Source organism: Sphingomonas sp. (assembly GCF_013812825.1).
Classification (GTDB): domain Bacteria; phylum Pseudomonadota; class Alphaproteobacteria; order Sphingomonadales; family Sphingomonadaceae; genus Sphingomicrobium.
In genome coordinates this window covers 1-20,591 of sequence record NZ_JACCSU010000014.1, presented here as the reverse complement: position 1 = coordinate 20,591, position 20,591 = coordinate 1, and the positions used below count along the sequence as shown (strand labels likewise).

General features: G+C 67.7%; 23 protein-coding genes and 1 other RNA gene. 17 read left to right on the top strand and 7 right to left on the bottom strand.

Going from position 1 to position 20,591, the window contains the following annotated elements:
- Positions 1-318: 318 nt before the first annotated feature.
- Positions 319-1,293 carry a threonine/serine dehydratase gene (locus H0T81_RS01710; protein WP_366474079.1) on the top strand — a complete coding sequence of 325 codons (975 nt, stop codon included), beginning with the start codon at positions 319-321 and terminating at the stop codon, positions 1,291-1,293.
- Here H0T81_RS01710 and H0T81_RS01705 read toward each other — a convergent pair.
- Complete coding sequence (locus H0T81_RS01705) at positions 1,272-1,523, bottom strand: hypothetical protein (protein WP_294009131.1); 252 nt, start codon at positions 1,521-1,523, stop codon at positions 1,272-1,274. The two genes, H0T81_RS01710 and H0T81_RS01705, sit on opposite strands and share 22 nt — an antisense overlap.
- Before the next feature lie 65 nt (positions 1,524-1,588).
- Between H0T81_RS01705 and H0T81_RS01700 the strand changes: the two genes are divergently transcribed.
- Positions 1,589-1,756 (top strand): hypothetical protein, encoded by a 168-nt coding sequence (locus tag H0T81_RS01700; RefSeq protein WP_294009129.1) that lies wholly within the window; start codon positions 1,589-1,591, stop codon positions 1,754-1,756.
- Between the two features lie 24 nt (positions 1,757-1,780).
- On the opposite strand, the gene H0T81_RS01695 is transcribed toward H0T81_RS01700, so the two are convergent.
- On the bottom strand, positions 1,781-2,434 hold the full coding sequence (locus H0T81_RS01695) for an alpha/beta hydrolase (RefSeq protein ID WP_294009127.1): 654 nt from the start codon (positions 2,432-2,434) through the stop codon (positions 1,781-1,783).
- Between the two features lie 117 nt (positions 2,435-2,551).
- On the opposite strand from H0T81_RS01695, the gene H0T81_RS01690 reads away from it, so the two are divergent.
- The 8 genes from H0T81_RS01690 to H0T81_RS01655 all read left to right on the top strand — a co-directional run bounded on the left by H0T81_RS01690 (position 2,552) and on the right by H0T81_RS01655 (position 9,448).
- Positions 2,552-3,631 (top strand): aminotransferase class V-fold PLP-dependent enzyme, encoded by a 1,080-nt coding sequence (locus tag H0T81_RS01690; RefSeq protein ID WP_294009125.1) that lies wholly within the window; start codon positions 2,552-2,554, stop codon positions 3,629-3,631.
- Entirely contained in the window at positions 3,628-4,740 is a 1,113-nt protein-coding gene (locus tag H0T81_RS01685) for a cysteine desulfurase family protein (protein WP_294009123.1), read from the top strand. Before H0T81_RS01690 ends, H0T81_RS01685 begins: the two co-directional genes overlap by 4 nt.
- A gap of 13 nt (positions 4,741-4,753) precedes the next feature.
- The gene (locus H0T81_RS01680; RefSeq protein ID WP_294009121.1) at positions 4,754-5,089 is read left to right on the top strand and encodes a 2Fe-2S iron-sulfur cluster-binding protein; all 336 of its coding nucleotides are present in this window, start codon (positions 4,754-4,756) and stop codon (positions 5,087-5,089) included.
- Between the two features lie 40 nt (positions 5,090-5,129).
- An RNA gene (gene ffs, locus H0T81_RS01675) (signal recognition particle sRNA small type) lies at positions 5,130-5,227 on the top strand.
- 35 nt (positions 5,228-5,262) lie between these two features.
- Positions 5,263-6,921: a DNA polymerase III subunit gamma/tau gene (locus H0T81_RS01670; protein ID WP_294009119.1), complete on the top strand. Its 1,659-nt coding sequence runs from the start codon at positions 5,263-5,265 to the stop codon at positions 6,919-6,921.
- A 2-nt stretch (positions 6,922-6,923) separates the two neighbouring features.
- The gene (locus H0T81_RS01665) at positions 6,924-7,247 is read left to right on the top strand and encodes a YbaB/EbfC family nucleoid-associated protein (protein WP_294009117.1); all 324 of its coding nucleotides are present in this window, start codon (positions 6,924-6,926) and stop codon (positions 7,245-7,247) included.
- Between the two features lie 141 nt (positions 7,248-7,388).
- On the top strand, positions 7,389-9,062 hold the full coding sequence (ettA, locus tag H0T81_RS01660; protein WP_294009116.1) for an energy-dependent translational throttle protein EttA: 1,674 nt from the start codon (positions 7,389-7,391) through the stop codon (positions 9,060-9,062).
- A gap of 53 nt (positions 9,063-9,115) precedes the next feature.
- Positions 9,116-9,448, top strand: coding sequence for a DUF1905 domain-containing protein (locus H0T81_RS01655; protein WP_294009114.1), 333 nt, complete (start codon positions 9,116-9,118; stop codon positions 9,446-9,448).
- Between the two features lie 21 nt (positions 9,449-9,469).
- On the opposite strand, the gene H0T81_RS01650 is transcribed toward H0T81_RS01655, so the two are convergent.
- A complete protein-coding gene (locus tag H0T81_RS01650) occupies positions 9,470-10,027 on the bottom strand; it encodes a PAS domain-containing protein (protein WP_294009113.1) in 558 nt (185 codons plus the stop codon).
- A gap of 149 nt (positions 10,028-10,176) precedes the next feature.
- Entirely contained in the window at positions 10,177-10,920 is a 744-nt protein-coding gene (locus H0T81_RS01645; protein ID WP_294009111.1) for an NYN domain-containing protein, read from the bottom strand.
- Positions 10,921-11,084: 164 nt separating this feature from the next.
- Between H0T81_RS01645 and H0T81_RS01640 the strand changes: the two genes are divergently transcribed.
- Positions 11,085-11,417: a hypothetical protein gene (locus tag H0T81_RS01640; protein WP_294009109.1), complete on the top strand. Its 333-nt coding sequence runs from the start codon at positions 11,085-11,087 to the stop codon at positions 11,415-11,417.
- A gap of 18 nt (positions 11,418-11,435) precedes the next feature.
- On the opposite strand, the gene H0T81_RS01635 is transcribed toward H0T81_RS01640, so the two are convergent.
- Complete coding sequence (locus tag H0T81_RS01635; RefSeq protein WP_294009107.1) at positions 11,436-12,071, bottom strand: carbonic anhydrase; 636 nt, start codon at positions 12,069-12,071, stop codon at positions 11,436-11,438.
- An 85-nt stretch (positions 12,072-12,156) separates the two neighbouring features.
- Here H0T81_RS01635 and lipA point away from each other — a divergent pair, with 85 nt between their 5' ends.
- Positions 12,157-13,098: a lipoyl synthase gene (lipA, locus tag H0T81_RS01630; protein WP_294009105.1), complete on the top strand. Its 942-nt coding sequence runs from the start codon at positions 12,157-12,159 to the stop codon at positions 13,096-13,098.
- The gene (locus H0T81_RS01625; protein ID WP_294009103.1) at positions 13,085-13,543 is read left to right on the top strand and encodes a type II toxin-antitoxin system RatA family toxin; all 459 of its coding nucleotides are present in this window, start codon (positions 13,085-13,087) and stop codon (positions 13,541-13,543) included. The genes lipA and H0T81_RS01625 overlap by 14 nt, the downstream gene beginning before the upstream one ends.
- Here H0T81_RS01625 and H0T81_RS01620 read toward each other — a convergent pair.
- Both H0T81_RS01620 and H0T81_RS01615 read right to left on the bottom strand, forming a co-directional pair.
- Positions 13,504-14,007 (bottom strand): CinA family protein, encoded by a 504-nt coding sequence (locus tag H0T81_RS01620; RefSeq protein WP_294009101.1) that lies wholly within the window; start codon positions 14,005-14,007, stop codon positions 13,504-13,506. The two genes, H0T81_RS01625 and H0T81_RS01620, sit on opposite strands and share 40 nt — an antisense overlap.
- Complete coding sequence (locus H0T81_RS01615; protein WP_294009099.1) at positions 14,004-15,146, bottom strand: bifunctional 2-C-methyl-D-erythritol 4-phosphate cytidylyltransferase/2-C-methyl-D-erythritol 2,4-cyclodiphosphate synthase; 1,143 nt, start codon at positions 15,144-15,146, stop codon at positions 14,004-14,006. The genes H0T81_RS01620 and H0T81_RS01615 overlap by 4 nt, the downstream gene beginning before the upstream one ends.
- A 51-nt stretch (positions 15,147-15,197) precedes the next feature.
- On the opposite strand from H0T81_RS01615, the gene dusB reads away from it, so the two are divergent.
- The 4 genes from dusB (at position 15,198) to hfq (ending at position 20,526) form a co-directional block, all read left to right on the top strand.
- Positions 15,198-16,196 carry a tRNA dihydrouridine synthase DusB gene (dusB, locus tag H0T81_RS01610; RefSeq protein ID WP_294009097.1) on the top strand — a complete coding sequence of 333 codons (999 nt, stop codon included), beginning with the start codon at positions 15,198-15,200 and terminating at the stop codon, positions 16,194-16,196.
- A gap of 72 nt (positions 16,197-16,268) precedes the next feature.
- Positions 16,269-18,569 (top strand): ATP-binding protein, encoded by a 2,301-nt coding sequence (locus tag H0T81_RS01605; RefSeq protein WP_294009096.1) that lies wholly within the window; start codon positions 16,269-16,271, stop codon positions 18,567-18,569.
- Positions 18,569-19,951: a sigma-54 dependent transcriptional regulator gene (locus tag H0T81_RS01600; protein ID WP_294009095.1), complete on the top strand. Its 1,383-nt coding sequence runs from the start codon at positions 18,569-18,571 to the stop codon at positions 19,949-19,951. Before H0T81_RS01605 ends, H0T81_RS01600 begins: the two co-directional genes overlap by 1 nt.
- Before the next feature lie 35 nt (positions 19,952-19,986).
- On the top strand, positions 19,987-20,526 hold the full coding sequence (gene hfq, locus H0T81_RS01595; protein WP_294009094.1) for an RNA chaperone Hfq: 540 nt from the start codon (positions 19,987-19,989) through the stop codon (positions 20,524-20,526).
- Positions 20,527-20,591 lie beyond the last annotated feature (65 nt).

The window sequence follows — 20,591 nt, the reverse complement described above, 5'->3', positions numbered from 1 at the left end:
GCGGCGCGCGGACGCAGGAGCGTCACCGGCTGGGCCGGACGCAATTTGGCGATATCGGCACCTCGGCGGGTGCCGGTCGGGGCGGTCGCTAGCCCCAGCGCGCGATGATGCTTGTGCAACTCAAGGGACCTCCAACAGGTACGTTCGACAAGAGCTGCCTTGCGGTTGGAAGTCCCATGGGGCAGCGGGAGCGCGATATATGTACGGGGGGTCGCCAAGTAAAGGTTTTTTCCGGTCGTCCGGGCGCGCCAGCCTCACGCTGTCCCCATTGCGCCACAGTTTGGCTTTTTCCTTCGTGTTTCCAAAAGGTTGAGCAAAGTGTCGAAAGTCACCCGAGAAGACGTTCAGGCAGCCTCGGATCGCATCGCCGGGCTGGTCGAGCGGACGCCTCTGGTGGAAGCGAAAATCGCGGGCGCTCGAGCGTGGCTCAAGTGCGAGTGCCTGCAGACGGGCGGTGCATTCAAGCTGCGCGGAGCGACCAACCGGCTGCTGCAGCTCGACGAGGAGCAGCGGCGGCGCGGGGTCGTCGCCTTTTCGTCGGGCAACCACGCCCGCGGGGTCGCCATCGCCGCCCGGCGCCTCGGCATACAGGCGACGATCGTCATGCCGTCCGACGCGCCGGCGGTGAAAATCGAGGGCACCCGTGCGGAAGGAGCCGAGATCGTCTTCTTCGACCGGGCTCGCGAAAGCCGCGAGGCGATCGCCGCCAAGCTCGCCGGCGAGCTCGGAGCGACGGTGGTCCCGAGCTTCGACGACCCGATGATCGTCGCCGGCCAGGGCACCGTCGGACTGGAGATTCTCGAACAACTGGCGCAAGCAGGCGAGCCGTCGCCCAGGCGCATCGTCGTTCCGACCGGCGGCGGCGGGCTTGCGTCGGGCATCGCACTGGCCTGCCCGGACGCCGAAATCCTCTGCGTCGAGCCCGAAGGCTGGGACGACATGCGGCGCTCGCTCGAGCTGGGCGAGATCGTGCCCGTGCCCGGGGGAGCGCCGCCGACCCTGTGCGACGCTCTGCAGACTCCGCGCGTGTCGCCGATCACCTTCGGCATCCTCAAAGGGCGCGGCGCGAAAGCGGTCGCGGTCGGCGAGAGCGAAATCGTCGACGCGGTCCGCTTCGCCTGGGCCGAGCATGGGCTGGTCGTCGAGCCGGGCGGAGCGGCGGCGCTGGCCGCGCTGCTGTCGGGCAAGGTCGAGCCCGCGGACGGGACAGTGGCGATGGTGTCCGGCGGAAACGTCGATCCGGCGCTGCATGCGCGGATCGTCGGCGGGAATTACCCGGCGGAGGTCCGGTAGGCGCCCGGTTCGACATGGGCCGGACTCGACCGCTCGACGGCGCGGGTCAGCTCCTCGAGTTCGGCGGCGAGCGTCCGAAGCTCGGCTGCGAGGACCTTGGGATTGGTTTCGCCAACCCCGGCGGAGACATCGAGAAGCGTCTCGAGCATCATCGCGATGCACGGCAGGATCGTTTCCTCGATCCGGTCGAACGCCTCCTCGAGGCGCGCCTGCAGGTCGGCGGTGGCCATGCCTCCTGTTTTGGCCCAGCATAGTTAAACCTTGATGAAGGGCCTGGTCGAAAAGGACTCGCCTTTTGAACGATTTCGCCTCTGGAGCGATGGCTTTGGCGATGATCGCCGCGTTCGCCCTTACCGCTGGCGGGGTGAAGCTCGCGCTGAGCCGCGAATACCGTTCGCGTGGCCTGCTGATGATCGCCGCGGCCATTGTGCTGGTCGGCAACGTCCTCATTTGGACGCTTTAGGACTTTTCCCCATCCGCCCAGCGGTTAGCGCTTCAGGTCGTTGGCCAGGCGCATGTCGAGATAGCCGTCGACGCTCTTCATCAGCAGGTCGAGCTCGTTGGCGAAGAAATGGTTGGCGCCGGGGATGGTGTCATGATGGATGGTGATGTGGCGCTGGGTCCGGAGCTTGTCGACCAGCTTCTGGACCGCGCCCGCAGTGACGACTTCGTCGGCCTCGCCCTGGACGATGATTCCGGACGACGGGCAGGGGGCAAGGAAGCTGAAGTCGTACATGTTGGCCGGCGGCGCGATCGAGATGAAGCCCTTGATCTCCGGGCGGCGCATCAGCAGCTGCATTCCGATCCAGGCGCCGAAACTGACTCCCGCGACCCAGGTGGTCTCGGCCTCGGGGTGGATCTGCTGCACCCAGTCGAGCGCCGAAGCGGCGTCCGACAGTTCGCCGATGCCGTTGTCGAAAATTCCCTGGCTCTTGCCGACTCCGCGGAAATTGAACCGCAGCGTCGCAAAGCCGCGGCGGACGAACGTCTGGTAGAGCAATTGCACCATCTTGTTGTTCATCGTGCCGCCGGCCTGCGGGTGCGAATGCAGGATCAGTGCGACCGGCGCGCGAGGCCGGGTGCCCGGATGGAAACGGCCCTCCAGGCGGCCTTCGGGGCCAGGGAAAATCACTTCGGGCATGGGATCGGCGTGCTCGCGTAAAAAATCGGGTGCTTCGGCCGACGGGTGCGCCGCGGCGGCGGCTTCTATATAGGGACGGGGCTTGAACTGGCAATCGGCAGGAATCCACGAATTTTCATGGCTCGCGACCGGATTTACCTCGACCATGCCGCGACGACGCCGGTGCTTGCCGAAGCCCGATCGGCAATCGGCGAGGCGCTCGAGCATTGGGCGAACCCGAGCTCGCCGCACGCCGACGGCCGAGCGGCGCGGGCGGCGCTGGAGGAGGCGAGGGCGCGGATCGCCGAGGCCCTCGGCTGGCGTCATGACGTCATCCTGACTTCCGGTGCGACCGAGGCAATCGCGATTGCGGCGGCGCGGGCAGGCGGTGGAAGGCGGTTGCTCGGCGCGACCGAGCACGACGCGGTTGTCGCGGCGATGGGCGCGGACGCTGAGGTCATCCCGGTCGACGAGCGCGGGCTGGTCGACCTCGCCGCGCTCGCTCAGGCGCTCGGCGGCGGGCCGGCGCTGGTCGCGATCCAGCAGGTCAACAACGAAACCGGGGTCATCCAGCCGGTCGCCCAAATCGCCGACAAGGTGCGCGCGACCGGTTCGCTGCTGCTCGCCGACTGCGCCCAGGGAGCCGGGAAGATCGCGCTGCCCGACGCGGACTTCATCGCTTTGTCGGCGCACAAGCTCGGCGGGCCGCCCGGCCTGGGGGCGCTGCTGGTCAAGGACATCGCCACGCTCGCTCCGAGCGGCGGCCAGGAGAAGGGCTACCGGCGCGGCACCGAGAACCTGCCGGCGGCCGCCGGACTTGCCGCCGCACTGCAGTCGCGCGCCTTTGCCGACGCCATGCCCCGGCTGACCGAGCTTCGCGCGCAGCTCGAGGAGGCGATCGCTTCGGCGGGAGGACTGGTCGTCGCCGGGAAGAGCGAGCGGATCGCGACCATCGGCGCCTACGCCATGCCCGGAGTCTCGAGCGCCAGCCAGCTGGTCCAGCTCGACCTGACCGGGATCGCGGTTTCCGCGGGCAGCGCCTGCTCGTCGGGAAGCATGAAGCCGAGCCGCGTGCTGGAAGCGATGGCGGTGCCGCCCGAGATCGCCGGCTGCGTGATCCGAATCAGCTTTGGGCCGGACACCAGCGCCGATGACGTCGATCGCATGCTGACGGAGTGGCGTCGCCTGGCCGCGAAGGCGGGAGCGCGGGCCGCATGATCTATCTCGACTATCAGGCGACGACCCCGCTCGCTCCGGAGGTCGCGGCGGCCATGCGCCCGTGGATCGAGGAGAAATTCGCCAACCCGCACTCGGCGTCGCGCTGGGGGAGCGAGGCCGCAGCAGCCGTCGAGGTCGCACGCGACCAAGTCGAGCGCGCGATCGGCCTTGGCGGCGGGCGCTTCGCCTTCACCTCGGGCGCGACCGAAGCGATCAACTGGGCGATCAAGGGCACGTTCGAGCGCTCGGAGCGGCGCAAGCTGGTCACCGTCGCGACCGAGCATGCCGCGGTGCTCGACAGCGCCGAATGGCTCGAGGGCACCGGGGTCGAGGTGGTCCGCCTCGCAGTCGGCCCCGACGGCCTCATCGATCTCGAGGCGGCCAAAGCGGCGATCGACGAGAACACCGCGCTGGTCGCGGTGATGCTGGTCAACAACGAGATCGGGGTCATCCAGCCGATCGCCGAGGTCGCCCGGATCGCTCACGAACGCGGCGCCCTGATGCTGTGCGACGCGGTTCAGGGGTTCGGCCGAATGGCCACCCCCGACGGGCCCGACCTGGTCGCCGTCTCGGGCCACAAGATCCACGGTCCCAAGGGCGTCGGTGGCCTGTGGATGCGGGGCGGGGCCGAGCCGGCGCCGCTGCTGCACGGCGGCGGGCAGGAGCTCGGGCTGAGGTCGGGGACTCAGGCGCCGGCGCTGTGCGCCGGGCTCGGCGAAGCGGCCCGGCTGGCGGTGGAGCGGCGCGAAGCCGACGCCGCCCACGTCGCCAAGCTCGCGCATCTTGCCCTGGCCGCGCTGGGGCACGGATGGACGGTCAACGGCAGCCCCGAGCACCGTTACGCCGGCAACCTCAATCTGCGCCGCGAGCGCCTCGACTCCGCCCGGCTGATCGCCGACCTGCGCAACATCGCCTTTTCGGTCGGGTCGGCGTGCGCGAGCGGCTCGGGCCGGCCCAGCCACGTGCTGCGCGCCCTCGGGCTCAGCGACCAGCAGGCGCGATCGTCGATCCGCCTGGGTTTCGGCCGCTACACTGGCGAGGACGAGCTGGCCTCGGCCTGCCGCCGGATCGACGACGCGGCGCGCTCGCAGGAGGGCCTCGCCGCATGAGGTGGGCCACCCCGTGACCCTGGTGCGGTTCCACAAGGCCGACGGAACGCTCGACGTGGAGGTCGACGCGAAGCCTGGCCAGCGCCTGCTCGACGTCGCCTGGGCGGCCGGACAGCCGCTCGAGGGCGCGTGCGAGGGGGTGATGGCCTGCTCGACCTGCCACGTGATCGTCGACCCGGCCGATTTCGATCGCCTGCCGCCGGCCAGCGAGGAGGAAGAGGATCTGCTCGATATCGCTGCGCACGTCCGCCGCACCTCGCGCCTGGCGTGCCAGATCCTGCTGACCGAGGACCTGCAGTCGCTCAGCGTCCGAGTCCCTCCCGGCGCCCGCAACTGGATGGGGCGCTGAGCCCGGCTTGAGAAACCGGCCCGTATCAACCATATGCACGACCGGGAGTCGGGCGGACGGAGCAGTCGCCAACCTGGTCAGGTCCGGAAGGAAGCAGCCACAACGATATCGCTTCGGGTCGTTCCGGCTCCCACCGCTCGCAATGACCACGCTCTCCGCCTAAACCACGGCTGATGGATGAAGCCGAATCGCCTGGTTTGGGCCTGAACGAGCCGCCGCAGCCGCTGAAAACCGCCGAAGCGACGCCCTACCGGGTGCTGGCGCGCAAGTACCGGCCCCAGACCTTCGCCGAGCTGATCGGCCAGGACGCGATGGTGAAGACCCTCGCCAACGCCATCGAGCGCGGCCGGATTGCCCACGCCTTCCTGCTCACCGGAGTCCGCGGGGTCGGCAAAACCTCGACCGCTCGACTGGTCGCCAAGGCGCTCAACTGCGTCGGCCCGGACGGGCAGGGCGGCCCGACCATCGAGCCGTGCGACGCGTGCGAGCATTGCGTCGCGATCGCCGAAGGGCGGCACATCGACGTGATCGAGATGGACGCTGCCTCGCACACCGGCGTCGACGACGTCCGCGAGATCATCGAGGCGGTGCGCTACGCGTCGGTCAGCGCCCGCTACAAGATCTACATCATCGACGAAGTCCACATGCTTTCCAAGAACGCCTTCAATGCGTTGCTGAAGACTCTTGAGGAGCCGCCGGAGCATGTGAAGTTCCTGTTCGCGACCACCGAGGTAGCCAAGGTGCCGGTGACCGTGCTGTCGCGCTGCCAGCGCTTCGACCTGCGCCGGATCCCGGCGGACAAGCTGGTCGACCATTTCACCGCGATCGCTCGCGCGGAAGCGGTCGAGGCCGAGCCGGAGGCGCTGGCGATGATCGCCCGCGCCGCCGAAGGATCGGCGCGCGACGGCCTATCGATCATGGACCAGGCGATCGCGCTCGGCGGCGGCAAGGTGACGGCCGAGCAGGTCCGGGACATGCTCGGCCTCGCCGACCGCGGCCGAATCCGCCGGCTGCTCCAGCTGGTGCTGTCGGGGGACGCTGGGCAGGCGCTGGCCGAGCTCGACGAAGTCCATGCGCTCGGCACCGACGCCTCGGCGCTGCTGCGCGGTCTGATGGAGGAGCTGCATACCGCCACCCGGGCCAAGGCGGGGGCGGTCGCCGACCGGCTGCAGTCGACCGAGCAACGCGAGGCGGCCGAGGAGCTGGCGGCCAAGCTGTCGTGGGCCGATATTCACCGGTTGTGGCAGATGCTTTTGAAGGGCCTCACCGATGTCCAGGTGGCGCCCGACCCGCAGGAAGCGGCGACCATGGCGCTTCTGCGGCTGATCCACGCCGCCGACCTGCCGGACCCGGCGGCGCTGCTGTCCAGGCTTTCCGGCGAGGGCCAAACAGCGTCTCCAGCATCGGCGGCACGCTCGGCGGCGGCGGCGCCGGCCGCTTCACCCAGCCTGCCGGCGGATTTCAAATCGCTGGTCCGGCTGCTCGAGGAGCACGGCAAGCACCAGCTAGCGCAGCAGCTCCACGATCAATTCGGACTGGTGCGTTTCGAGCCGCCCGAGCTGGCGCTCAAGCCGATGCGGCCGCTCGGGCCCAGCTGGCCGCGCGACCTCGGCGCCGAGTTGAAGGTCATCACCGGCACCAGCTGGCGAATCTCGCTCAGCGACGAAGCCAGCGAGCCGTCGCTGCTCGACCAGGAGAAGATCGCCGAGGAACAGGTTCGGGCCGAAGTGCTTTCTGAACCCAACGTCCGGGCGGTGCTGGAAGCCTTCCCCGAGGCGACGCTTGAGTCCTTCACTCCGAGCGATGCGTTCGAACCGACGAAAGGGGCATGACCATGCCGAGCCTCGAAGAAATCATGAAGATGGCGCAGGACGTCCAGGCCGAGATGCAGAAGGCGCAGGAGAATCTCGACAAGATCGAGGTCGAGGGCGCGTCCGGCGGCGGGCTGGTCAAGGTCCGCGCCACCGCCAAGGGCCGCATCATCAGCGTCAGCATCGATGAAAGCCTGCTGCAGCCGTCCGAGAAAACGATGGTCGAGGACCTGGTGGCCGCGGCGCTCAACGACGCCAAGACCAAGGCCGACGCGGCCGCCGGGCCGGAACTTCAGAAGATGACCAGCGGAATCCCGCTGCCGCCGGGCTTCAAGCTGCCGTTCTGACCCATCGCGTCCAGACGATCGGAGTCACCCCAGCGAAGGCTGTGGTCCATTTCGCTGGCATGACGATGCTGGATTCAAGACGCGCCTTCCTCTAACGCGCCTGCAATCTCCCGCTGAATATTCCGAAGGACCCGCGACCCGATGGCCGCCCAATACAGCTTTGTGATGAAGGGCCTGACCAAGACCTTTCCTGGCGCTCCCAAGCCGATCCTCAATAACATCCACCTGCAATTCTACCCGGACGCGAAGATCGGCATCGTCGGGCCCAACGGATCGGGCAAGTCGACCTTGATGAAGATCATGGCGCAGCGCGACAAGGAATTCGTCGGCGAGGCGTGGCCGGGCGAGCACATCACCGTCGGCTACCTCGAGCAGGAGCCGCAGCTCGACCAGTCCAAGACGGTCAAGGAGAACGTCATGGACGGCGTTCGCCCAGTCGCGGACATGATGGAGCGGTTCAACGCCATTTCCGCGCAAATGGCCGACCCCGGCGATGATTTCGACGCGCTGATGGCCGAAATGGGCGAGCTCCAGGAAAAGATCGACGCGGTGGATGGCTGGACGCTCGACAACCAGCTCGAGATCGCCATGGACGCCCTGCGCTGCCCGCCGGGCGACTCCGAGGTCACCAACCTCTCGGGCGGCGAGAGGCGCCGCGTCGCCCTGACCCGGCTGCTGCTCGAGAAGCCCGACATCCTGCTGCTCGACGAGCCGACCAACCATCTCGACGCCGAGAGCGTCCAGTGGCTCGAAAAGCACCTCGTCGACTATGCCGGCAACGTCATCCTGGTGACCCACGACCGCTACTTCCTCGACAATGTAGTCAACTGGGTGCTGGAGCTCGATCGCGGCCGCTACTATGTCTACGAATCCAATTATTCCGGATATCTGGAGAAGAAAGCCAAGAGGCTCGAGCAGGAAGAGCGCGAGGAAAAGGGCAAGCAGAAGGCGATCAACGACGAGCTCGAGTGGATCCGCCGCTCGCCCAAGGCCCGCCAGGCCAAGTCCAAGGCCCGAATCCGCGCGTTCGACGAGCTGGTCCAGGCGCAGGAGAACCGCACCCCCGGCAAGGCCCAGATCATGATCCAGGTGCCCGAGCGGCTCGGCGGCAACGTCATCGACCTCAAGGGCGCGTCAAAGGCTTACGGCGACAAGTTGCTGTTCGAGGACCTGACCTTCTCGCTGCCGCCCGGCGGCATCGTCGGAGTGATCGGTCCCAACGGCGCGGGCAAGACGACCTTGTTCAAGCTGATCACCGGCGCCGAGCAGCCGGATTCGGGCGAGATCAAGATCGGCCCGACCGTCCATCTCGGCTACGTCGACCAGAGCCGCGACGCGCTTCGGCCCAGCAAGAATGTCTGGGAGGAGATATCGGACGGCTCCGACGTGTTCCGCTTCGGCAAGCACGAGATCGGCACCCGCGCCTATGTCGGCGCCTTCAATTTCCGCGGCCCCGACCAGCAGAAGAAGGTCGGGCAATTGTCGGGCGGCGAGCGCAACCGCGTCCACTTGGCCAAGATGCTCAAGGAAGGCGGCAACGTGCTGCTGCTCGACGAGCCGACCAACGACCTCGACGTCGAAACCCTGCGCGCGCTCGAGGAAGCGCTCGAAAACTTCGCCGGCTGCGCGGTGATCATCAGCCACGACCGCTTCTTCCTCGACCGCCTCGCGACCCACATGCTGGCATTCGAGGGCGACAGCCATGTCGAATGGTTCGAAGGCAATTTCGAAGCCTATGAGGAAGATAAACGGCGCCGCATGGGCCCCGAGGCCGACCGCCCGCACCGGATGACCTACAAGAAGCTGACGAGGTAGAGTTTGGCTGGAAAGCCGGTCTTTTTCCCCACCGCCGACATCGGCACGAAGCGATGATCACCGTGACGGCGCCCATCTGGCTGTGGAGCGGGGGGCAGGGGAGCGCCCGGAAGCGGACCGTCCCCCAGACGGTCCGACCCGGCCGCTGGCACTTCCTCACCGTGCCGCCCGGCCAGTCGGTCGAGATCCGCGCGCACGGCCTCGGCGAAAGCCGCCGCGGCTTCGGGTCGGTGCGGGTCGAGGCCATGATCAACGGAGTCACCTGGCGAACCTCGGTGTTCCCGCAGACATCGGGCGGCTACATCCTGCCCATCAAGGCCGACGTCCGCCGCCGCGCCGCAGTCTCCGCCGGCGACGGGGTCACGGTCGAGCTGGAGCTGATCTGACGCCGAAGCGCCAGGCTCAGCCTACCGGCCAAGCTCTTCGGCGGTCCTGGCGAACTCGTCGGCCATTGACGACAGGACACTGCACGTCTGCCGGTCATAGGTCGCATTGGCGAGGCGGCGGCAACGCTGCGCCTGCTCGGCGAGCACGTCGGCCTGCTCGGCGCTGACGTCGATCAGCATGTTGACCGCGCCGATGACATTGCCGTCATCGTCGTACAGAGGCGTCGGGTAGGGGGTGAAGGCGCGGCGACTGCCGTCGGGCCGCATTGCGATCGCGACCGCGCCGCGGATTTCGCGCTTCTCCTGGATCGCCTTGGCCATCGGGCATTGGTCATGCGGCAGGAAGTCGCCGGTGGTGGTGTAGATTTTCCAGGTCACGCACCACTTGTCTTGGCCAAGCTTGGGCTCGCGGCCGGCGAACTCGACGCAGGCTCGGTTCCAGTAAGTGACCGCGCCGTCGGCATCGGTGGTGTAGATCGGCACCGGCAGACGGTCGAGGAGCGAATGGCAGACGTCGCCGGTGGCGAGCGCCTGCATGGCGGTGTCGAGATACTGTTCAGCACTAAGGCGCGCGTGCATGGTCGGCGATGCCAATCCCGGTTGAGTGCCGTTCCCGCTGTGGGTGAGCCTGTAGAACCTGTCTCCGAGAGGCCGGTTCCTTACCTATGTAATAGAATTGGTAAATGTTGGCTAGCTGTGTCGGCTGGACAACAGTTGGTTACAGCGGCTCAACGTAACCGCTTCACCAGCAGTCCTCCGTCGGGCCCCGACCGGACCTCGAAATTAGGCACCGCCTTGATCAGCTCCGACAACCGAGTGTAGCCGTAGTTGCGCGCTGCGAAGCTCGACACGGCCTTGGCCCGCTGGCCCATTTCGGACAGCGACGCATAGCCTTCCTCGTCGCGCTTGGACGCCTTGAATGCCGCTCCCAGCACCTGGAGCAGCTCGGCGTCGACCGGCCGCTGGCCCTTGGACGTCGCCGGCTGCTCGAGCGCGTCCTGATCGTCGAGCGCGAGCGCGGCAACGTCGAAGAACCGGGTGCACGCCTGGCGAAACGGAGGCGGGGTCTTGGTTGTGCCAAATCCGTAGACCGGCAACCCCTCCTCGCGGATGCGTTGGGCGAGCGGCAGGAAGTCGCTGTCGCTGGACATGATTCCAAAGCCGTCGACATTGCCTCGGTAGAGCAGGTCCATGGCGTCGATGATCAGCCGCATGTCGGTCGCGCCCTTGCCCTTGGCGACGTCGAACTGCTGCATCGGGATGATCGAGTGGAGGCCGGTCAGTTTCTCCCAGCCCTTGAGGCTGGCCTTGGCCCAATTGCCGTAGGCGCGGCGGACGTTGATCGTGCCGAGCTCGCCGAGCACCAGGAGCACTTCGTCGAGATGGTCGGGGGACGCATTGTCGGCGTCGATCAGCAACGCGATGTTCTTTTCCGCGTCCCCGTTGCGGTCGGACCGATTGCGGTCGGGCATGGCGCGAATCCTCGGCTTTTTTCCCCTCTAGCGCAGTGTCGCAGAATGACCACACTTGAGCGCGGAACGTCTCCGGACCTGAACGGCAGATGATCGGTGCGGGAACGAAACGCCCCCTCGGGGCTTGAAACAACCACAGGGGGCAGGTTCGGAAGGGACAGGAAATGAAGAAATATCTTGGAATTTCAGCAGCGCTTGCCGCGAGTGTCGCGGTCAGTGGCTGTGCAACCAATCCGTACGGTTACAACGATCCGTACGCTCAGCAGAATGTCAATCGTACCGCGACCGGCGCCGCAGCCGGAGCGCTTGGCGGCGCAATCGCCGGTAAGATCATCCCGGGCGTCAGCACGACCCAAGGCGCGATCGCCGGCGCAGTGCTCGGCGGCGTTCTCGGCGCCGTGGTCAAGGGCCGCCAATATTATCGCGACACCCGCGGCTATTGTTACACCATCGACCAGTACGGGCGTCCGATCTACGACTACAACGTCCGCTGCTAGTCGCGAGCCGTTGAACTGCTAGACGGGGCGGAATTCACCTTCCGCCTCGTCGAGCAGGTACAAGCGACCCTCGGATATCGAAAAATGCCCCCCATGGAGCGCCAGCCGCCCCGCGGCCTCGCGTTCGATGACCCACGGGAAGGTGCGCAAATTGGCCAGCGAAACCTTCACCGCCTCCAGCTCCATCGCCAGGAATGCCTCCCGGTCGAGTTTCGGGTGACTTGAGCTCACCCTCTCGCGCGCTTTGTCGAGCATCTCCACCCAGGCAGCGATGAAATGGCCCTCGCCATGGTTGGCTTCGTCGAACTGGCCGGTCAGGGCCGCCGCGCAACCGCCGCAAAAACCGTGACCAAGGACGAGGATCTCGTCCACTTCCAGCTGGGTGACCGCGAACTCGAGCGCTGCCGACACGCCGTGGTAGCCGCCGCTCGTTTCGAACGGCGGGGCGAGGGCGGCGACGTTGCGGACGACGAACATTTCGCCCGGCTTGGCGTCGAAGATCTGCCCCGGGTCGACCCGGCTGTCCGAGCAGGCGAGCAGCATGACTTTCGGACTTTGGCCCTCGGCGAGCTGCGACCAGCGCTCGCGCTCGCGCTTCCAGCCGGTTTCCCGGAACCGGCGGTAGCCCTCGATCATCTCTTGCAGCCGCGCCATGGCCGGTCGCGCTAGCGGCAAGCGGGGAGGGGTGGCAAGCGCCTCGGGACTGGCAAGCGGACCCGCCAATCGCTATCTGGCGCGAATGACCGAGCCGGCACCCCTCGCCCCGCAAGGCCGCCCACGCCAGCGAAAGCCCGACTGGATCCGGGTCAAGGCGCCAACCAGCCCCGGCTATCACGAGACCCGCAAGCTGATGCGCTCGCTGGGTCTGGTCACGGTGTGCGAGGAGGCCGCCTGCCCGAACATCGGCGAATGCTGGACCAAGAAGCACGCGACGGTGATGATTTTGGGCGATACCTGCACTCGCGCCTGCGCCTTTTGCAACGTCAAGACGGGAATGCCGCAGGCGGTCGACCGCCTCGAGCCCGAGCATGTCGCTGTCGCCGCGGCCGAGCTCGGGCTCGAGCATATCGTCGTCACCTCGGTCGACCGCGACGATCTGGCCGACGGCGGCGCGTCGCAGTTCGTCAAGGTCATCGAGGCGCTCCGCAAGCGCGCTCCCAGGACCACCATCGAGATCCTGACCCCGGATTTCCGCAACAAGGGCGAGGCACCCGTCGAAGCGATCGTCGAGGCGGGGCCGGACGTGTTCAACCACAATCTGGAGACGGTGCCGCGGCTCTATCCGACCATCCGGCCGGGGGCGCGTTACTATGCATCGCTTCGGCTGCTGGAGAGCGTCAAGCGCCAAGCCCCGCACATCTTCACCAAGTCGGGGCTGATGGTCGGGCTCGGGGAGCAGCGGCTCGAGGTCCACCAGGTGATGGACGACATGCGCTCGGCCGGGATCGATTTCCTGACCATGGGGCAATATCTCCAGCCGACTCCGCGCCACGCGAAGGTCGAGGAGTTCGTCAGCCCCAAGGCGTTCGACGCTTATGCGGCGATCGCCCGGGCGAAGGGCTTCCTGCTGGTCGCCGCGAGCCCGCTGACGCGCTCGAGCTACCATGCGGGCGACGATTTCCGGGCGATGCAGCAGGCGAGGCAAGCCCAGTTGGAGCGGAAGGTCGATGCCACGCCATAGCGAAACCCGGCATCTTCCTTACACGCCCGAGCAATTGTTCGACCTCGTCGCCGACGTCGCCAGCTACGACGAGTTCCTGCCGTGGGTGGTCGCTGTTCGGGTCCGCTCATCGAGCGAGACCGAGACCATCGCCGACCTCGTCGTCGGCTTCAACGCCTTCAAGGAGCGCTTCACGAGCCGGGTGACCAAGCAGCGGCCGACCCATATCTGCGTCGACTACATCGAGGGGCCGCTCAAATATCTGAAGAACGAGTGGCGCTTCGAGCCCGCTCCGGGCGGAACGAAGGTGTTCTTCACGGTCGATTTCGCGTTCCGCTCGCGGCTGTTCGAGGTTCTTGCCGGGCAGATGTTCGACCGCGCCCTGCGACGAATGACCGGCGCTTTCGAGCAGCGCGCCGCCGTGCTTTACGGCATCAGCAGGTCAAGGGCGCAAAGCGCCGCCTGAAGCCGGACTCCCGAGCGCCCGCTGTCCTCGAACAGTTTCTGGTCGGCGACGATCCGCGCCGGGTCGGCGTCGCGCTCGGCCCGAGCGAACACGACGGTGCCGACCGGCTTTGATGCCGACCCGCCGCCCGGCCCGGCGATCCCGGTGACCGCCACCGCGACGTCGGCTTCCGAAGCGAGGAGCGCGCCTCGCGCCATCGCCCAGGCAACGGCGACGCTGACCGCGCCGAAGGTTTCGACCAGCTCCTCGCTGACCCTGAGCTGGCCGACCTTGGCGGCGTTCGAATACGTGACGAACGCGGCTTCGAACATCTCCGACGAGCCGGGGATCTCGGTGATCGCGGCCGCCACCAGCCCGCCGGTGCAGCTTTCGGCGATCGCCACTCGGCGGCCGGCCCTGCGGTTGGCATGGACCACCTCGCGCGCCTTGTCGACCAGCGGCTTGGGCAGCAGGCTGCCGCTCATCGCGCCGGTTCCATCCGGATGCTGGCCACGGCCTGCGCGGCGATGCCCTCGCGCCGGCCGGTGAAGCCGAGCCCTTCGGTGGTCGTCGCCTTGATGCTCACCGCGCCCGGGTCCAGCCCAAGGATGGCGGCGATCCGCGCCCGCATGGCGGCTCGATGCGGGCCGACCCTCGGCTCCTCGGCGATGACCGTGCAGTCGACATGATCGATGATCCCGCCGCGGGCGCGGATCAGCTCGGCGGCGTGAGCGAGGAAGCGGTCCGAGGGAGCGCCGCGCCATTGCGCGTCCGACGGCGGGAAATGATCGCCGATGTCGCCGAGCCCGGCCGCCCCGAGCAACGCGTCCGTGATCGCGTGGAGGACAACGTCGGCGTCGCTGTGGCCGGCAAGGCCGCGCGAGTGCCGGACAGCGATTCCGCCGAGCATCATTGGGCCGTCGCCGGCAAAGCCGTGGACATCGAACCCCATTCCCGTGCGCGACACCAGCCGCGCCGCGAGCATCGCTTCGGCCCGATCCCAGTCGGCGGCGGTGGTCAGCTTGCCGAGCAGCGGGTCGCCCTCGACCGCGGCGACGCTGAGGCCGGCGGCGCGGGCAACGCTGGTCTCGTCCGTCGGCGGTTCGCCCTGCCAGCGCTCGTAGGCGCGGCGCAGCCCGTCGAGGCCGAACGCCTGCGGAGTCTGCACTCGGACCGCTCCGGCGCGGTCGATCGGCTCGCCGATTACCTGTTGCGCTCGAGCCAGCGTGTCGTCGACCGGCAGCACCGGGGCGGCGCCGTCATGGCCGCCGAGCGCGCGAAGCAGCCGGTCGATGACCTGCGGCGGGCAGAACGGGCGCGCTGCATCGTGCACCAGCACCTGCTCGCCCGCGCACTCGGCGAGGCCCGCGCGGACCGAATCCGCTCGTCGCGCGCCGCCGCGGATCGGTTCGCCGACATCGACGCCTTCCAGCGCCGCCGCGGCCAGCTCGTCGTGACCGACGCCGATCACCACCCGCACCGCGTCGACCAGCGGGTGGCCGGCAAACGCCTCGACCGCCCGGCGCAGCACCGGCTTGCCTCCGAGCGGTCGGTACTGCTTGGGAATGCCGCCGCCGAGGCGCTCCCCGCTGCCGGCGGCGACGATCAGTGCGGTGACGGTCATCGGCGCGCGCCTTGCCCCCCAAACGGCGCTCCTGTAAAGGCGCGCCTTCCCATGAGCCTCGTACAGCCCATCTCGGTCGGTTCAGTCCGCATCGACGCGCCGGTCATCCTGGCGCCGATGACCGGAGTCACCGACCTGCCGTTCCGGCGGATCGTCAAGCGCTACGGCGCCGGGCTGACGGTCAGCGAGATGATCGCCAGCCAGGCGATGATCCGCGAGACCCGCCAGTCGCTCCAGAAGTCGCTGTGGGACCCGTCGGAAGAGCCAGTGTCGCTGCAGCTCGCCGGCTGCACGCCGGGTGAGATGGCCGAAGCGGCCAAGCTCAACGAACAGCGCGGGGCGGCGATCATCGACATCAACATGGGCTGCCCGGTGAAGAAGGTCGTCAACGGCGACGCCGGCTCGGCGCTGATGCGCGACCTGCCGCTCGCCGCGTCGATCATCGCCGCGACGGTCAAGGCGGTGAAGGTGCCGGTGACCCTCAAGATGCGCACCGGCTGGGATGACGGCAGCCGCAACGCGCCCGAACTCGCCCGCATCGCCGAGGACCTCGGAGTGCGGATGATCACGGTCCACGGCCGCACCCGCTGCCAGATGTACAGGGGGCAGGCCGACTGGCGCTTCGTGGCCAGGGTCAAGCAGGCGGTCTCGGTGCCGGTGATCGTCAACGGCGACATCTGCTCGATCGCCGACGCCCGCGAGGCGCTGGCGCAGTCGGGCGCCGACGGGGTGATGATCGGCCGCGGCGCCTACGGCCGCCCGTGGCTGCTTGGGCAAATGATCCCGGCGCTTCGCGGCGACGGCTCGCGCCCCGATCCCTCGCTCGACGAGCAGCTGGCGACCATGCTCGAGCAGTACGAGGACATGCTGGCACTCTATGGCCGGCAGACCGGGGTGAACCTCGCCCGCAAGCATATCGGCTGGTACACCAAGGGGCTGCCGGGCTCGGCCGAGTTCCGCAACCGGGTCAACACCGAGGATGATCCGGCGGTCGTCACCGCGATGTTGCATGAATTCTATTCTCCGTGGCTGGCAAGGTCAGCGGCCTGAAGAACAAAAAAAGCGCCCGGCGCGCTTACGACTGTGTTTTTCATGCAACGCGACCGTGCTAGAGCCACAGTGATGGACGCTCGGGCCGCCGAATCGGCGCTCACCTCGAAGGCGAACTGGCTGGCACGGGAGCGGGCGAGCGGACGCTTTTACAAATATGCGGCGATCGCGATTGCGCTGTCGCTGATCGTCATCGCCGCCTTCAGCGGCTGGGTCCTGAGCCGCGGCGCCGAACCCGGGTCACTGCTGAAGCCGCCGCTGATCGCGCTCTTGCTGGTCGCCAATTTAATCCCTGCGATCGCGCTGATGGTGCTCTACTCGCGCAAGGTGGCGATGGCCCGGGCGGCGAGGGGAGGGCTGGGCAGCGGCCGGCTCCACACCCGCCTCGTCGCCTTGTTCTCGGTGATCGCCGCGGTGCCGACCGTGCTGGTCGCGATCTTCGCGTCTGTGTTGTTCCAGAGCGGGCTCGAATTCTGGTTCTCCGACCGCGCCCGCGGAATGCTCGAGAACACCGTCCAGGTCGCCCGCGGCGCGTACCGCCACGAAGTCACCAGGGTGGGCAACGAAGCCACGACGATGGCCGGGGACGTGAGGGGATATCTGCAGCAGATCGCGCTCGACGATCCCCGGTTCACGGAAGGACTGGCGTTCCAGGTCTACCGGCGGTCATTGAACGAGGCGGCGATCCTCAACATCGGCAGCGGCGGCGAGGTCCAGACGCTGGCCGTGGTCAACGGCTATGACGGCATGATCAACGAGGCCAGCATCAAGGCCACCATCGCTCAGCTGAAAAGGGAACCGGAAGGAACCAGCGTCGACGCGCAGACCCCGGACCGGATTTCCGTGATCACTCGGCTCAATCCGGAGACCGACACTTATCTCTACGCCGCGAGGTGGGTCGATCCGGAGATCGCATCGCAAGTCAGCCGCGCCAACGAGGTGCTGCGCGACTATCGCGCCTTGCTGTCCCGATCGCGCACCAACCAGTTGCGCTTCAACGGAGCGCTTCTGTTCGGCGCCCTGTTCATCGTCGGCCTGGCGATCTTCACCGCCCTCAAGCTCGCCGACCGGATGGTCCGTCCGGTCGGCCAGCTGGTCGCCGCCGCCGGGCGGATCGAGGAGGGCGACTTCACGGCGCGGGTCCCGGTGGCCAATACCGACGACGAGATCCAGACCCTGGCGACGGCGTTCAACCGGATGACCGGGCGGCTCGACGAGCAGACCGGGGCGCTCAGGGCCGCCAACGCCCAGCTCGAGACCCGGCGAGCGTTTATCGAGGCGGTCCTGTCGAGCGTCACCGCTGGAGTCATTGCGCTGGATTCCGACAACCGAATCCTGCTGATCAACCGTTCGGCCGAGGCGCTTCTGCCGCGCGGCCGGCGCGAGCTCGAAGGCTCGGACCTGTCCAGGGTCTCGCCCGACCTCGCCGAGTTCATGCACGGCGACCAGCCCGAAGCCGACGTCCAGGTGACGGTCGGCAACGGCCAGCGCACCCTGGCCGTCAAGCGCGTGCGCTATCAGGACGGGGCGGTGCTGACCTTCGACGACATCACCGACCAGCTCGCCGACCAGCGCCGCGCCGCCTGGTCGGATATCGCCCGCCGAATCGCCCACGAGATCAAGAACCCGCTGACTCCGATCCAGCTCGCCGCCGAGCGGCTGCAGCGGCGCTTCGGCAAGGAGATCCAGTCCGACCAGGAGACGTTCGAGCGGCTGACCGGGACCATCGTCCGCCAGGTCGGCGACCTTCGGCGGATGGTCGACGAATTCTCCAACTTCGCGCGCATGCCCAAGCCGGTGTTCCGCGAGGAGAATGTCCACGAGATCGCCCGCCAGGCGCTGTTCCTACACGAGGTCGCGCACCCGGGCATCACCTTCACGATCGACCCGCGCGAGGGCGTGTTCCCGATGGTCTGCGACCGGCGCCAGCTCGCCCAGGCGCTGACCAACGTCGTCAAGAACGCCGTTGAAGCCATTGAAACCAGGCGCAATCGCGGCGAGCACAGCCTCGCCGGCGACCGCGTCGAGCTGCGCCTCAAGAGCGACCGGGACCAGCTTGTGATCGACGTTCTCGACACCGGCATCGGCTTGCCCGAGGACCGCGAGCGCCTGACCGAGCCGTACATGACGACCCGGGTCCGCGGCACCGGGCTTGGCCTGGCGATCGTCAAGAAGATCGTCGAGGAGCATGTGGGCGAGATCGCCTTCCTCGACCGGCCGGGAGGCGGGACCCACGTCCGCATCGCCTTCGATTCCGAGCGGCTGGCCAAGCTCGCCTCGGAAGCCGCCGACGCGGAGGGCGAAAATGGGGCCGACGAGGGCGGCGCGAGCCGCGCTGCCGGCAATGACGACCAAACGGAGGAAATTGGCTGATGGCGCTTGAGGTTCTGGTGGTCGACGACGAGGCGGACATCCGCGAGCTGGTCAGCGGGGTGCTCGAGGACGAGGGCTATGCGGTCCGCTCCGCGGCCGACAGCACCGCGGCTCTGGACGCGATCGACGAGCGGCGCCCGTCGATGGTCCTGCTCGACGTCTGGCTGCAGGGCTCGCGGCTCGACGGGCTGCAATTGCTCCAGGAGATCAAGCGCCGCGACTCCAGCCTGCCGGTGTTGCTGATCTCCGGCCACGGCAATCTCGACACGGCCGTCGCCGCGGTCCGCGAGGGAGCGGTCGATTTCATCGAAAAGCCGTTCGAGGCCGAGCGCCTGGTCTATCTGGTCGACCGGGCGACCGAAACCGACCGACTGAAGCGCGAGAACGTCGCCCTTCGCAAGCAGATCGGCCAGGACGAGCAGTTGAACGGCAGCTCGGTGGCGATCAACACCGTCCGGGCGACCCTGAAGCGGGTCGCTCCGACCGGCAGCCGGGTGCTGATCACCGGTCCCGGCGGGGTCGGCAAGGAGATCGCGGCGCGGATGATCCACCAGTGGAGCCCGCGGACGAAGGCGCCGTTCATCGTCCTGTCGGCGGCGATGATGAGCCCCGACCGGGTCGAAGAGGAATTGTTCGGCTCCGAGGTCGACGGCGAGGCTCGCCCCGGGCTGCTCGAGCAGGCGCACGGCGGCACCCTGTTCCTCGACGAAATCGCCGACATGCCGTTGACGACGCAGGGCAAGATCCTGCGCGTTCTGACCGACCAGAGCTACCACCGGGTCGGCGGGCAGCGGCCGGTCAAGGTCGACGTTCGGGTGCTGTCGGCGACCTCGCGCAACCTGTCCGAGGAAATCGCCGCCGGGCGCTTCCGCGAGGATTTGTTCTACCGCCTCAACGTCGTCCCGGTGAAGCTGCCCGCGCTCCGCGAGCGACGCGAGGACATCCCCGAGCTGGTCAACCATTTCCTCGCCCGCTTCGCCGCCGAGCGCCGGATCCCGACCCCGTCGCTGTCCGACGAGGCCATGGCCGCGCTCCAGGCGCACGAATGGCCCGGCAACGTCCGCCAGCTGCGCAACATCATCGAGCGCACCATCATCCTCGCGCCCGGCGACCGAGTCGACTGCATCGAGGTCGACCTGCTGCCGAGCGAAGTGCTCGACAACCAGAGGACGATCGGAGTTTCCAGCTCGACCATGACGATCATGGGCAGCCCGCTGCGCGAAGCCCGCGAATCGTTCGAGCGCGAGTATCTCAAAATCCAGATCCGCCGCTTTTCAGGCAACATCTCGCGGACCGCGTCGTTCATCGGCATGGAACGCTCGGCGTTGCACCGGAAGCTCAAGGCGTTGGGAATCGGCGACAAACGCGACGCGGAGGAATAGAACGGACGAGGAAGAGGGAGGTCGAACGCACGGGCATGGCCGATAAATCGCTCAGCCTGCAGGACCATTTCCTCAACACCGTCCGGCGGGCCAAGTCCCCGGTGACCATCTTCCTGGTCAAGGGCGTCAAGCTCCAGGGCGTGATCACCTGGTTCGACGCCTTTTCGCTGCTGCTTCGCCGCGACGGCGCCTCGCAGCTCGTCTACAAGCATTCGATCTCGACCATCATGCCGAGCGCGATGCCCGAGGACTTCGTCGCCACCCGGGCCGAAGCGCAGCCGGGCCGCTCCGGCCGCGCCCCGCTCCAGGACCTGTTCCTCGCCGCCGCGTCGCGCGACCAGGAAGGGATGACGGTGTTCCTGATCAACGGAGTCATGCTGCAAGGCGCGGTCGCCGGTTACGACCAGTTCTCGCTGGTGCTTGAGCGGGCGGGGCAGATCCAGCTGGTCTACAAGCACGCGATCTCGACGCTCCAGCCCGCCCAGGCCCTGAACCTCGAACCCGAACAGGGCAGGGCTGGAAAGGAGCCACCCGAGTCCGCACCAGCGGAGAGCGCGCCGGAGAGCCCCGCTTGAATAGTTTCGACGGCAACGGTGCGATCGACGTCGCCCGCGGCGAGCGCGCGGTGCTGGTCGTGCCC